This window comes from Ideonella sp. (assembly GCF_035254525.1).
Taxonomy (GTDB): domain Bacteria; phylum Pseudomonadota; class Gammaproteobacteria; order Burkholderiales; family Burkholderiaceae_C; genus Ideonella.
This window is the reverse complement of record NZ_DATFAN010000035.1, coordinates 1-10,997: the sequence shown is the minus strand read 5'-3', so window position 1 is coordinate 10,997 and position 10,997 is coordinate 1. Positions and strand designations below refer to the sequence as shown.

General features: G+C 69.2%; 18 protein-coding genes and 1 pseudogene. 4 read left to right on the top strand and 15 right to left on the bottom strand.

From position 1 onward, the window contains the following. Positions 1 to 192, top strand: a 192-nt coding sequence (locus tag VJ693_RS03750) for a PDZ domain-containing protein (protein WP_324152129.1), incomplete at its 5' end; no start/stop codon positions are given. On the opposite strand, the gene tatC is transcribed toward VJ693_RS03750, so the two are convergent. The 14 genes from tatC to argB form a co-directional block, all read right to left on the bottom strand. Further along, positions 193 to 975, bottom strand: coding sequence for a twin-arginine translocase subunit TatC (gene tatC / locus VJ693_RS03745; protein WP_324152128.1), 783 nt, complete (start codon positions 973 to 975; stop codon positions 193 to 195). Next, positions 972 to 1,493, bottom strand: a complete 522-nt coding sequence (gene tatB, locus VJ693_RS03740; RefSeq protein WP_324152127.1) for a Sec-independent protein translocase protein TatB — start codon at positions 1,491 to 1,493, stop codon at positions 972 to 974. Before tatB ends, tatC begins: the two co-directional genes overlap by 4 nt. Position 1,494: 1 nt before the next feature. Further along, the gene (tatA, locus tag VJ693_RS03735; protein WP_324152126.1) at positions 1,495 to 1,731 is read right to left on the bottom strand and encodes a Sec-independent protein translocase subunit TatA; all 237 of its coding nucleotides are present in this window, start codon (positions 1,729 to 1,731) and stop codon (positions 1,495 to 1,497) included. Positions 1,732 to 1,803: 72 nt separating this feature from the next. After that, a complete protein-coding gene (locus VJ693_RS03730; RefSeq protein WP_324152125.1) occupies positions 1,804 to 2,151 on the bottom strand; it encodes a histidine triad nucleotide-binding protein in 348 nt (115 codons plus the stop codon). A gap of 4 nt (positions 2,152 to 2,155) precedes the next feature. Further along, entirely contained in the window at positions 2,156 to 2,518 is a 363-nt protein-coding gene (locus VJ693_RS03725; protein WP_324152124.1) for a hypothetical protein, read from the bottom strand. Continuing rightward, a complete protein-coding gene (locus VJ693_RS03720) occupies positions 2,515 to 2,886 on the bottom strand; it encodes a phosphoribosyl-ATP diphosphatase (RefSeq protein ID WP_324152123.1) in 372 nt (123 codons plus the stop codon). The genes VJ693_RS03725 and VJ693_RS03720 overlap by 4 nt, the downstream gene beginning before the upstream one ends. Next, entirely contained in the window at positions 2,883 to 3,272 is a 390-nt protein-coding gene (gene hisI, locus VJ693_RS03715; RefSeq protein ID WP_324152122.1) for a phosphoribosyl-AMP cyclohydrolase, read from the bottom strand. Before hisI ends, VJ693_RS03720 begins: the two co-directional genes overlap by 4 nt. A gap of 22 nt (positions 3,273 to 3,294) precedes the next feature. Next, on the bottom strand, positions 3,295 to 3,753 hold the full coding sequence (locus VJ693_RS03710; RefSeq protein WP_324152121.1) for an NUDIX domain-containing protein: 459 nt from the start codon (positions 3,751 to 3,753) through the stop codon (positions 3,295 to 3,297). Then, positions 3,750 to 4,637, bottom strand: a complete 888-nt coding sequence (locus VJ693_RS03705; RefSeq protein ID WP_324152120.1) for an ATP-binding protein — start codon at positions 4,635 to 4,637, stop codon at positions 3,750 to 3,752. The genes VJ693_RS03710 and VJ693_RS03705 overlap by 4 nt, the downstream gene beginning before the upstream one ends. Positions 4,638 to 4,677: 40 nt before the next feature. Next, the gene (gene pdeM / locus VJ693_RS03700) at positions 4,678 to 5,340 is read right to left on the bottom strand and encodes a ligase-associated DNA damage response endonuclease PdeM (protein ID WP_324152119.1); all 663 of its coding nucleotides are present in this window, start codon (positions 5,338 to 5,340) and stop codon (positions 4,678 to 4,680) included. 14 nt (positions 5,341 to 5,354) lie between these two features. Next, the gene (gene slmA / locus VJ693_RS03695; RefSeq protein WP_324152118.1) at positions 5,355 to 6,026 is read right to left on the bottom strand and encodes a nucleoid occlusion factor SlmA; all 672 of its coding nucleotides are present in this window, start codon (positions 6,024 to 6,026) and stop codon (positions 5,355 to 5,357) included. Then, on the bottom strand, positions 6,026 to 6,724 hold the full coding sequence (locus tag VJ693_RS03690) for a pyrimidine 5'-nucleotidase (RefSeq protein WP_324152117.1): 699 nt from the start codon (positions 6,722 to 6,724) through the stop codon (positions 6,026 to 6,028). The genes slmA and VJ693_RS03690 overlap by 1 nt, the downstream gene beginning before the upstream one ends. After that, the gene (locus tag VJ693_RS03685; protein ID WP_324152116.1) at positions 6,714 to 7,637 is read right to left on the bottom strand and encodes a DMT family transporter; all 924 of its coding nucleotides are present in this window, start codon (positions 7,635 to 7,637) and stop codon (positions 6,714 to 6,716) included. The genes VJ693_RS03690 and VJ693_RS03685 overlap by 11 nt, the downstream gene beginning before the upstream one ends. A gap of 17 nt (positions 7,638 to 7,654) precedes the next feature. After that, positions 7,655 to 8,563 carry an acetylglutamate kinase gene (gene argB, locus VJ693_RS03680; RefSeq protein ID WP_324152115.1) on the bottom strand — a complete coding sequence of 303 codons (909 nt, stop codon included), beginning with the start codon at positions 8,561 to 8,563 and terminating at the stop codon, positions 7,655 to 7,657. A 49-nt stretch (positions 8,564 to 8,612) separates the two neighbouring features. Here argB and VJ693_RS03675 point away from each other — a divergent pair, with 49 nt between their 5' ends. Further along, complete coding sequence (locus VJ693_RS03675; RefSeq protein WP_324152114.1) at positions 8,613 to 8,891, top strand: copper-binding protein; 279 nt, start codon at positions 8,613 to 8,615, stop codon at positions 8,889 to 8,891. Between the two features lie 2 nt (positions 8,892 to 8,893). Here VJ693_RS03675 and orn read toward each other — a convergent pair whose 3' ends face one another. Further along, entirely contained in the window at positions 8,894 to 9,454 is a 561-nt protein-coding gene (gene orn / locus VJ693_RS03670; RefSeq protein ID WP_324152113.1) for an oligoribonuclease, read from the bottom strand. 65 nt (positions 9,455 to 9,519) lie between these two features. Here orn and VJ693_RS03665 point away from each other — a divergent pair, with 65 nt between their 5' ends. Then, positions 9,520 to 10,782, top strand: a complete 1,263-nt coding sequence (locus tag VJ693_RS03665; protein WP_324152112.1) for a M48 family metallopeptidase — start codon at positions 9,520 to 9,522, stop codon at positions 10,780 to 10,782. Beyond that, positions 10,779 to 10,997 (top strand): annotated as a pseudogene (locus VJ693_RS03660) (ribosome small subunit-dependent GTPase A); the annotation flags it as partial. The gene VJ693_RS03665 and the pseudogene VJ693_RS03660, both read left to right, overlap by 4 nt.

Below are 10,997 nucleotides of genomic sequence, written 5' to 3'. Positions count from 1 at the left end.
GTGCGTCCGGGCGACGTGGTGGTCTCGGTGGCCGGGCAGCCGGTGACGAACACCGCGCAGCTGCTGCATCGCGTGGCGGCGCTCAAGCCCGGCAGCGAAGCGGCGCTGGCGCTGCAGCGCGGCAGCCAGCAGGTGCAGGTGACGCTGACGGTGGGCCAGCGGCCGAAGCAGCCGGCGGCGCGCCGGCGCTGATCAGGCGTCCGGCGTCGGCGCCGCGTCCGGCGCCTGGGTATGGCGGATGAACAGTCGCGCCGCCCAGATGCCCACCTCGTACAGCAGGCACATCGGGATCGCCAGCGACAGCTGCGAGACCACGTCCGGCGGCGTGATGACGGCCGCGATGATGAACGCGACGACGATGAAGTAGCCGCGGAACGCGCGCAGCTTCTCGATGCTGACCACGCCCATGCGCGCCAGCACCACGACGACCACCGGCACCTCGAAGGCCGCCCCGAAGGCGACGAACATCGTCAGCACGAAGCCGAGGTAGGCCTCGATGTCAGGCGCGGCGGTGATGCTCTTCGGCGCGAAGCTCTGGATGAACGCGAAGACCTTGCCGAAGACGAAGAAGTAGCAGAACGCGACACCGCCGAAGAACAGCAGCGTGCTCGAGACCACCAACGGCAGCACCAACCGCTTCTCGTGGCTGTACAGCCCCGGCGCAACGAAGGCCCAGACCTGGTACAGCACCACCGGCAGCGCCCCCATGAAGGCCGCCATCAGCGTGATCTTCAGGGGCACCAGGAAAGGCGAGATCACGTTGGTCGCGATCATCGTCGCGCCCTGGGGCAGCGATTTCACCAGCGGCGCCGCGAGCAGGTCATACAGCCCCGCCGGGCCCGGGTAGAAGGCCAGCACCGCGAAGACGACACCGACCGCGATCAGCGCGCGCACCAGGCGGTCGCGCAGTTCGATCAGATGCGAAACGAACGGGGCTTCGGTGCCTTCCAGCTCGTCCTTGGGCTCCGCGCTCATCGAGCTGCCCCGCCGGCCGCACCGCCCACCTTGGGCGGACGGAAGCGCGCGACACGCGCCGCGCCCGACTGCACGTGGCGCCGCACCCCTTCGCGGTGCTTGTACCAGGCGGGCACCGCACCGCGCTTGACGCGCCAGTTCTTGCGCGGATGCTGGTAGGCCGGCGGCGCCGGCGTCCAGCCGGCCGCGCCGTCGCCGGTGGCGCCGGCCAGGCCCTCACCGAGGCCAGCCGTGGCCTCGCTCCAACCCTGCGACAGGCTGCTGGACGCCTCCTGCACCTCGCTGCGCACGGTGCTCTCGACGTCGCGCGCCGCGGTCTCGAACTGGGACTTCATCTTCTGAAGTTCTTCCAGCTCGATCGAGCGGTTGACCTCGGCCTTGACGTCGGCCACGTAGCGCTGCGCCTTGCCGACCAGGTGGCCGACGGTGCGCGCGACCCTCGGCAACTTCTCGGGGCCGATGACGATCAGGGCGACCGCGCCGATCAGCGCGATCTTGTCGAAGCCGAAGTCGATCAACTCAGACCTTGTTCTTGGCTTCCACGTCGACGGTATTGCTGTCGACCGGCTTGCCGGTGCCGACCTGCTGCGATGGCGGCAGCGGTTCGTCGGCTTCGGCGCCGCCCTTCACACCGTCCTTGAAGCCCTTGACCGCCGAGCCCAGGTCGGAGCCGATGTTCTTCAGCTTCTTCGTGCCGAAGATCAGCACGACCACCAGCAGCACGATCAGCCAATGCCAGATGCTGAACGATCCCATGACGTTTCTCCAAAGACAATTCGTGATTGTAAGAGTCGGGGCGGCGGCGGCGGGTTCAACCCTTGCGGCCGGTCAACCCTTGGCCCATGGCCGTGGGCCGCCGAAGACGTGCATGTGCAGGTGATACACCTCCTGCCCACCGTCTCGCCCGGTGTTGATGATCTGGCGGAAACCACCCGTCACGCCGGCTTCGGCCATCAGCCTGGGCGCCAGCACCATCAGCTTGCCCATCAGTGCCTGATCGTCGGCGGTGACCAGTTCCATGGTCGCGATATGGCGCTTGGGCACCAGCAGCAGGTGCACGGGCGCCCAGGGGTGGATATCGTGGAAGGCGATGACCTCCTCGTCCTCGTAGGCCTTCTTCGCCGGAATCTGGCCGGCGGCGATCTTGCAGAAGATGCAGTTGGGGTCGGTGCTCATGGTCTCAAGCCTTCACCGGCATCGGCTTGCCGTCGTTCCAGTTCAGAAAACCCTTGACGATGCGGTAGATGACCCAGATCGAGTCGGCCGCCAGCACGACGAAACCGACGCCGACGACCAGCGTCACGAAACCCACCACCGCCCACAGCAGGCTGAACCAGAAGGTACGGATCTGCCAGGTGAAGTGGCTCTCGTAGATCGTGCCGGCCGTCTCTTCGCGCTTGACGTAGTTGATGATGATCGCAACGATCGCCGTCAGCCCGACGAAGGCGCTGAGCGCATAGAGGATGTAGGTGACCATCGTCAGTTGCTTCAGGCTGGCGAGCCTTTCCGCGGACACGTCGGCGCCCAGGGTCACGTCGTTCATGGCGTCTCTCCTTGTTCACGCTGTTGCGCCTTGCGCGCCGCGAATTCCTCCAGGCCGGATAGGCCCTCGCGCCGCTCGAGCTCGGCCAGCACGTCGGCCGGGGTGAGGCCGAAGTGGGCCAGGGCGATCATCGAGTGGAACCACAGGTCGGCCACCTCGTAGACGATCTTCTGGCGGTCGCCGTCCTTGGCGGCCATCACGGTCTCGGTGGCCTCCTCGCCGACCTTCTTCAGGATCGCGTCGGTGCCCTTGTGGAACAAGCGGGCGACGTAGCTCTTGTCGGGGTCGCCCTGGCGGCGCGATTCGATCACGCCGGCCAGGCGCTGCAGCGTGTCGTTCGAAGTAGCAGGCATCGTGGTCGGGTTCATTGGTAGATCGAAGCCGGGTCCTTCAGCACCGGGTCCACGGCGGTCCAGCGGCCGCCATCCAGGCGTTCGAAGAAGCAGCTGTGGCGGCCGGTGTGGCAGGCGATGCCGGGTTCGTGCCCGAGCTGGGTCACCTTCAGCAGCACGACGTCCTGGTCGCAATCGAGCCGGATCTCGTGCACCTTCTGGGTGTGGCCGGATTCCTCGCCCTTGTGCCACAGGCGCTGCCGCGAGCGGCTGTAGTACACGGCTTCGCCGAGCTCGGCCGTGCGGGCCAGCGCCTCGCGGTTCATCCAGGCGAACATCAGCACGTCGCCGGTGCCGGCTTCCTGCGCGATGACGGGTACCAAGCCCTGTGCGTCCCAGCGGACGTGATCCAGCCAATCCATCCGGCCAGTGTAGCCAACCGGGTCACCCGCCATGGGTGGGGCCGGCGTGTCCACGTTCGGCGGCGAACCATTGGAGAACCGGGATCGTGCCCGGCAGCACCGGCCGGCTGGCCACCGGCAGCGTTTCCCAGGCCATGGACTGGCCTTCGCGCATCTCGAATGCGCCCTGCCAGTCGTAGACCTTGCAGAAATGCAGCCGGACCCGGGCGTGCGGATAGTCCATCACCAGTTCCTGCCAGGGGTGGCTCGCGCCGATGGTGATGCCGAGTTCCTCGTGCAGCTCACGCGCCAGGGCGTCGTGCACGCTTTCGCCCGACTCGATCTTGCCGCCGGGAAACTCCCAGTAGCCGGCGTAGACCTTGCCGTCGGGGCGCGAGGTCAGCAGGAAGCGCCCTTCCCGCCCGGCCGCGTCGCGCTCGACCAGCACGCCGACCGCCACGTCGACCGGCGTACGGTCGCTCTCGCCCCCACCGCCGCTCACGACGCGGCCCCGCCGAGGGCCAGCCGGCCGGCCAGATCGCGCGCGAACTGGTACGCGACCCGGCCCGAGCGCGAACCGCGCTCGAGCGCGAACACCAGGGCCTCAGGCCGCGCGGCCTCGATTTGCGCGTCGTCCAGACCCAGGTGACGCAGCCACTGCGCGGCGATCGCCAGGTACTCCGCCTGGGTGAACGGGTAGAAGCTGATCCACAGGCCGAAGCGCTCGGACAGGGAGATCTTTTCCTCCACCACCTCGCCCGGGTGCACCTCGCCATCCTCGGTGTGCTGGTAGCTCAGGTTCTCCTTCATGTACTCGGGCAGCAGGTGGCGGCGGTTGCTGGTGGCGTAGATCAGCAGGTTGTCCGACGCCTGTGCCACCGAGCCGTCGAGCATCGACTTGAGCGCCTTGTAGCCCGGTTCGCCCTCTTCGAAGCTGAGGTCGTCGCAGAAGACGATGAAGCGCTCGGGCCGGCCGGCGACCAGGTCGATCAGGTCGGGCAGGTCGACCAGATCGGCCTTGTCGACCTCGATCAGCCTCAGGCCGCGCCCGGCGTACTCGTTCAGGCAGGCCTTGATCAGCGAGCTTTTCCCCGTCCCGCGAGCGCCGGTCAGCAGCACGTTGTTGGCCGACGCGCCGGCCACGAACTGCTCGGTGTTGCGGGCCAGGCGCTCCTTTTGCGCATCGATCTCCTTCAAGGCGGCCAGACGGATCGTGGCCACGTGGCGGACGGGCTCGAGCACGCCCGAGCCGGCGCGCTTGCGATAGCGAAAGGCGATCGACGCCGACCAGTCGGGCGCGGACGGCGGATGGGGCAGCACCGCTTCAAGCCGAGCCAGCAGCCGGTCGGCGCGCGCGACGAGCGCGTCGAGTTGTTCCAGATTCATGGTGCCCAGTGTAGTGAACCCCTGCGCCGGGCCATGGGCATCAAGGCAGCGCCAGAACCCGCGCCCCGTCGGTCACGAAGCAGCGGTCACCGTCTTCGCGCCGCACCGCCTTCGAGCCGGTGAACTCGCCGAAAGCCGGCAACACCAGCACGCCGCCACGCGCGTGAAAGGCGGGCAGGCACAGGCGGTCGAGCGCGGCGCCGGCCAGCACGGCCCCGGGGTGCAGGTGGCCGGCCAGCACGGCGCGGCCCGGGCGCGGGGCCGGGTGGTGGCACAGCGCCCACGGGCCGCGCGCGAACGGCTCGTCGACCACCTGGATGCCCAGGTCGCTCGGCGGGTCGCCGGCGCGTTCGTCGTGATTGCCGCGCACGAGCGTCAGGGCCAAGCCCGAGCGTCCGGCGCGCCAATCGGCGAAGGCGGCCACGCCCGGGCTCGAGCGAGAACGTGCCGCATGCAGGAAGTCGCCGAGGAAGACCACCTCGACGGCGGCCAGGCGATCGATCAGGGCGGCCAGCCGCGCCAGGTTCGCCTCGCTCGTGCCCGCGGGTACGGGCACGCCGAGCCGACGAAAACTGTGGGCCTTGCCGAGGTGGAAGTCGGCGACGAACAGCACCCGCTCGTCTGGCCAGAAGGCCGCGCGCTCGGGACACAGCCTCAGCTCGGCGCCGCCCCAGGCGAGCGCGAGATCCGCGCCCTTGGTCACTTCAGCCGTTCACCTCAGGTCAGCAGGCCGAGCGCGATGTCGAGCTGCTCGGTCGGGCTGCGCTTGAAGCCCGAGCGGGCATAACGCTGCAGCCGGCCGACGATGAAGGCCGTCAGCGCCGAGGCGCGGCCGTTCGCGTCCACCGTCGGCATGGTCGAGCCGGCATGGTCGGCAGCCAGCCGCAGGCTCTGGCGCAGCTGCGATTCGACACGGTCGAAGAACTGGTTCATGCGCGCCGTCAGCCGCTCGTTCTCGAACACCAGCGCGTCGCCGACCATGACCCGCGTCATGCCCGGGTTCTTCTCGCCGAACTGCAGCACGACCTGCGCGATGCGCTGGGCCTGCACTGCACCTTCCGTCTCGCGCTCGGTGATCTGGTTGATCAGGCCGAAGATGCTCGATTCGATGAACTCGATCAGGCCTTCGAACATCTGGGCCTTGCTGGCGAAGTGGCGGTACAGCGCCGCCTCGCTGACCTGCAGCTGGGCAGCCAGCGCGGCGGTGGTGATGCGCTCGGCGCCGGGCTGCTCGAGCATCGCGGCCAGCGTCTGCAGGATCTGCACGCGGCGCTCGCCCGGCTTGGGGCGCTTGCGCGCGGGCGGCGTTTCGGCGCCCGCCTGCGGTGTACCTGGGGGGTTCGATGCCTCGGTCTCGGCCGCTTCGGTTTCTTCGGGCAAGTCAGGCATCACGGCACACGGCGCAACTGTTGGAGCGTGGCGATTCTGGCACACACATAGGCGGGCCTCCGGTGCAGGTAAACACCAACTTCCGGACCTTGGCCACCCCGTTTCGTGCCATGTTTGGCCCAGCGCTGCATCCACACCGTGCGCATGCCGACCGCGTAGGCCGCTTTCTGGTGAACCAGCGTGTCTTCGACCAGCACGCAGCGGCGTGGCGGCACCCCGAGCCGAGCCGCGAGCGCGCGGAACATCCGCGCATCGGGCTTGGGCCGCCACTGGCCGAACATGCGCATCTGCTCGATGCCGACGATGCCGTCGATGTGCCTGGACAGCCCCAGCGCACGCAGCACCCGCTCGGCATAGGCGACCGGCGCATTGGTGAGGATCCACTTCTGCCCGCGCAGGCCGCGCAGTGCGGCCAGGTCATGGGGATGGTGCACCAGCTCGCGCTCGAGGCCGGGCAGCAAGTGCGTGTGGTGCAGGAAGTGCGCGGGCTTCACCCCGTGGTGGCGGATCAGGCCGAGCATCGTCGCGCCGTAGCGGTGCCAGTAGTCGATGCGCAGCCGGTTGGCCTCGTCGGCGCCGACGCCGAGTTCGCGCTCGATGTAGGCAGTCATGGCCAGGTTCAGCCGCCCGAAGGCCGAGGCCGCGGCGTTGTGCAGCGTGTTGTCGAGGTCGAACAGCCAGATGCGTTCAGTGCCCACGACCGGCCCCGGCAGCGCGGCGCGCATCGCGCCGGCCGAGCGCGCCGATGCTTGCGAGCATCAGCACCGCGCCCAGCCACTGCGAGGTCGACAGCGCCTGGCCCAGCAGCAGCGCAGCGAGCAGCACCGCCGTCAGCGGCTCGACGAGCGTGGCGACGGTCAGCGCCGTCGGGCTCAGCCGCGCCGCACCCCAGCTGAAGGCCAGCAGGGCGATCGCGGCGGTGACCAGCCCGAGATAGAGCAGCCAGGCCTCGGGCGGCACGTCGCCCGGCCAGGCCAGCGGGGCGTACAACGCGCTCAGCCCCATCACCGCCGCGGCCACCACCGTCAGGCCCATCGTCGCCGGGCCGGCGCCCAGCGCCAGCGACAGGCGCCCGCTGACCAGCGTGAAGCCGGCGTAGAGCAGCGCCGACGCGACCGAGAACAGCACGCCGGCGGCAACGGTGCCGGCCGACGTGCCGGCCGCCGGGCCGCCTTCACGCAGCACGACCAGCGCGGTGCCCGCCAGGGCGGCCGTCAAGGTGGTCGCCAGCGGCCCGTCGAGCCGCTCGCGCCCGCGCGCGACCGCGAGCAGGGTCACCAGCACCGGTGGCAGGCACAGCGCGATCAGTGTCGGCACCGCCGCGCCGATGCGGGCAATGCCGAGAAACCAGCACAGCACGTACAGCGACATGCAGCTGCCGGCACCGAGCAGCAACCCGGCCTGGGCCCGAAGCCGCGGCCAGGCCGCGGGCCGGCCGAACAAGGCGACCAGCAACACGGCGCCCACGACGAAGCGCCAGAACGAGATGCTTTCGGGGCTCAGGCCGAAGCGCGCGATCAGCAGGTTGACCACCAGCGCGCCGGTGCCCCACAGGAAGGCGGCACCGCAGGCGGCCGCCATGCCGGCGGCCGAACCGCGCGTCGAAGCCATGGTGCGAGGGGGAACGGTCAGTGGGAACGGATCATCGTTCCGTAGGCCTGATCCGTGAGGATCTCGAGCAGCATCGCATGCGGCACGCGGCCGTCGATGATGTGCACCGCGTTCACCCCGCTCTTGGCCGCGTCGAGCGCCCCGGCGATCTTGGGCAGCATGCCGCCGGAGATCGTGCCGTCGGCGAACAGCTCGTCGATGCGGCGCGCGGTCAGGTCCGTCAGCAGGTTGCCCTGCTTGTCAAGCACACCGGGCGTGTTCGTCAGCAGCACCAGCTTCTCGGCCTTCAGCACCTCCGCCAGCTTGGAGGCGACCAGGTCGGCGTTGATGTTGTAGCTCTCGTTCTCCGAGCCGAAGCCGATCGGGCTGATGACCGGGATGAACTGGTCGTCCTGCAGCGCCTTCACGACGCCCGGGTCGATCGACTCGATCTCGCCGACCTGCCCGACGTCGTGCTCCTTGGTCGGATCGTCCTTGTCGACCATCTTCAGCTTGCGGGCGCGGATCATCGCGCCGTCGCGGCCGGTCAGGCCCACCGCCTTGCCGCCGGCTACGTTGATCAGGCCGACGATGTCCTGCTGCACCTCGCCGCCGAGGACCCATTCGACGACTTCCATCGTCTCCTCGTCGGTCACGCGCATGCCCTGGATGAAGGTGCCCTTCTTGCCGAGGCGGCTCAGGGCTTCGTCGATCTGCGGGCCACCGCCGTGCACCACCACCGGGTTCATGCCCACGAGCTTGAGCAGCACCACATCCTCGGCGAAGTCCTGCTGCAGCGCCGGGTCGGTCATCGCGTTGCCGCCGTACTTGATGACCAGGGTCTTGCCGTGGAACTTGCGGATGTAGGGCAGCGCCTGGGCCAGGATCTCGGCCTTCTCGCGCGGCAGGATGTGGTCGACGGTGGCAGGCGCGGTGGCGTGGGTCATGATGGTGCGGCGTGAATAATCGGCAACCGCCTGATTCTAGGGAACCGAGATGAACCGAATCGCTGCCATGGTCGGCATCGTCGCCCTGCTGGGGGCCTTGCCGGCGCGCGCCGCCGACGGCGAAGTGCGCAAGATCGACCGCGCCCAGGCCAAGGTGACCATCGCCCACGGCGAGATCAAGAACCTCGGCATGCCGGCGATGACCATGGCCTACCGGGCCAAACCGCCCCGCCTGCTCGACGGTCTGGCAGTCGGCGACCGCATCGAGTTCAGCGCCGACAAGGTCGACGGCCAGTACGTCGTGACGGCGATCAGGAAGAAGCCGTAGGCCTAGACGTTCAGCAGGTTGCTGCGGTAGTGCAGCAGCTCGTCGATCGACTCGTGGATGTCGGCCAGCGCCGTGTGCGCCTGGGCCTTCTTGAAGCCCTCCAGCGCCGCGGGCTTCCAGCGCCGTGCCAGCTCCTTCAGCGTGCTGACGTCGAGGTTGCGGTAGTGGAAGAAGGCCTCCAGGCCGGCCATGTGGCGGGCCATGAAACGCCGGTCCTGGCAGATCGAGTTGCCGCACATCGGGCTCTTGCGGGCCGGCACGTACGCGGCGAGGAACTCGATCACCCGCGCCTCGGCCTCGGCCTCGTCGACCGTCGAAGCCTTGACCCGGTCGATCAGGCCGCTGCGGCCGTGGGTGCCCTTGTTCCAGGCATCCATCGCGTCCAGCGTGGCGTCGCTCTGGTGGATGGCGAACACGGGGCCCTCGATGCGCACCGTCAGCAACGGGTCGGTCACAACGACCGCGATCTCGATGATGCGGTCCGACTCCGGCTTCAGGCCGGTCATCTCCATGTCGACCCAGATCAGGTTCTGGTCATTCTTGGCAAGCGTCGCAGTGTTCATGGTGGGGTGGCCGGCATGGGGTGGCATCGGGTCCGGGATTGTCCAACAACATACACTTGCCGCCCATGCAGGCGCAGACCGTATCCCTCTGGCTGGTGGCGGCGCTCGTCGCCTCCCAGGCCCTGAAATGGTGGCTGGCCACACGCCAGACGCGCAGCGTGCAGGCCCACCGCAGTGCCGTGCCGGCGCCATTCGATGCCACCGTGCCCCTGGCCACCCACCAGCGCGCCGCCGATTACACGCTCGCCCGGCTGCGCTTCGGGCTGGTGGCCGAGACGGTGGGCGCCGCGTTGCTGCTCGGCTGGACGCTGCTGGGCGGGTTGGACCTGCTCAACGCCACGCTGCGCGACGCACTGCAGCCGCGCTTCGGCGACCTCGCCTACCAGCTGGGCCTCGTCGCCGGCTTCGCGCTGGTCAGCGGCCTGGTCGACCTGCCGCTCGAGTGGGCGCGGATCTTCCGCCTCGAGCAGCGCTTCGGCTTCAACCGGATGACGCCGGCGCTGTTCCTCGCCGACCTGGCCAAGGGCGCCGCGCTGTCGATCGCGATCGGGCTGCCGATGATGGCCGCGGTGCTGTGGGTGATGCAGGCCACCGGCGCGCTCTGGTGGCTCTGGGCCTGGGGCCTGTGGGTCGGCTTCGTGCTGCTGATGCAGGTCGTCTATCCGACCTGGATCGCACCGTGGTTCAACCGCTTCGAACCGCTGTCCGACAGCGTGCTGGTCGAACGCGTCGAGACGCTGATGGCGCGCTGCGGCTTCCGGGCCAAGGGCCTGTTCGTCATGGACGGCAGCCGGCGCTCCAGCCATGCCAACGCCTACTTCGGCGGGCTGGGCCGCGCCAAGCGGGTGGTGCTGTTCGACACGCTGCTCGCGCGACTGGCCGGGCGCGAGGTCGAGGCGGTGCTGGCCCACGAACTGGGCCACTTCCACCACAAGCACGTGCTGGTGATGACGCTGCGTTCCTTCGCTGTCGGCCTGGCGGCCATGGCGCTGCTGGGCTGGCTCGCGCGGCAGCCGGCGTTCTTCCTCGGGCTCGGCGTCGAGCCGAACCTGCGTGCAGCCAACGATGCGCTCGCGCTGATGCTGTTCATGCTGGCCGCTCCGCCGTTCCTGTTCTTCGCCTCGCCGCTGGCGGCGCGCTGGTCGCGCCGGGCCGAGTTCGAGGCCGATGCCTACGCCTGCGCAAAGACCGGCGGCGCCGACCTGGCCTCTGCGCTGCTGAAGCTGTACGAGGACAACGGCAGCACGCTAACGCCGGACCCCGTCTACGCCCGCTTCTACTACACCCACCCGCCGGCCAGCGAGCGGCTGGCGGCCTTGCAAACTTGAGCAAGGGCCAAGAACTCGACACCGGCCTGGTCGTGGGCGCCCATGGCCGGCATGTCGTGATCGAAACGCCGGAGGGCCGGCGCCTGATCGCCCACCCGCGCGGCAAGAAGAGCCAGTGCGTCGTCGGTGACCGCGTGCGCTGGCAGGCGGCCGGCGACGAGGCGGTGATCGAGGCGCTGGAGCCGCGCCGCAACCTGCTGTCGCGCCAGGACGAG

Coding starts and splice junctions, on each gene's coding strand:
- tatC (WP_324152128.1), bottom strand. CDS start 975: ATGAGCGCGGAGCCCAAGGACGAGCTGGAAGGCACCGAAGCCCCGTTC.
- tatA (WP_324152126.1), bottom strand. CDS start 1,731: ATGGGATCGTTCAGCATCTGGCATTGGCTGATCGTGCTGCTGGTGGTC.
- VJ693_RS03730 (WP_324152125.1), bottom strand. CDS start 2,151: ATGAGCACCGACCCCAACTGCATCTTCTGCAAGATCGCCGCCGGCCAG.
- VJ693_RS03725 (WP_324152124.1), bottom strand. CDS start 2,518: ATGAACGACGTGACCCTGGGCGCCGACGTGTCCGCGGAAAGGCTCGCC.
- VJ693_RS03720 (WP_324152123.1), bottom strand. CDS start 2,886: ATGAACCCGACCACGATGCCTGCTACTTCGAACGACACGCTGCAGCGC.
- hisI (WP_324152122.1), bottom strand. CDS start 3,272: ATGGATTGGCTGGATCACGTCCGCTGGGACGCACAGGGCTTGGTACCC.
- VJ693_RS03705 (WP_324152120.1), bottom strand. CDS start 4,637: ATGAATCTGGAACAACTCGACGCGCTCGTCGCGCGCGCCGACCGGCTG.
- slmA (WP_324152118.1), bottom strand. CDS start 6,026: ATGCCTGACTTGCCCGAAGAAACCGAAGCGGCCGAGACCGAGGCATCG.
- VJ693_RS03685 (WP_324152116.1), bottom strand. CDS start 7,637: ATGGCTTCGACGCGCGGTTCGGCCGCCGGCATGGCGGCCGCCTGCGGT.
- argB (WP_324152115.1), bottom strand. CDS start 8,563: ATGACCCACGCCACCGCGCCTGCCACCGTCGACCACATCCTGCCGCGC.
- VJ693_RS03675 (WP_324152114.1), top strand. CDS start 8,613: ATGAACCGAATCGCTGCCATGGTCGGCATCGTCGCCCTGCTGGGGGCC.
- orn (WP_324152113.1), bottom strand. CDS start 9,454: ATGAACACTGCGACGCTTGCCAAGAATGACCAGAACCTGATCTGGGTC.
- VJ693_RS03665 (WP_324152112.1), top strand. CDS start 9,520: ATGCAGGCGCAGACCGTATCCCTCTGGCTGGTGGCGGCGCTCGTCGCC.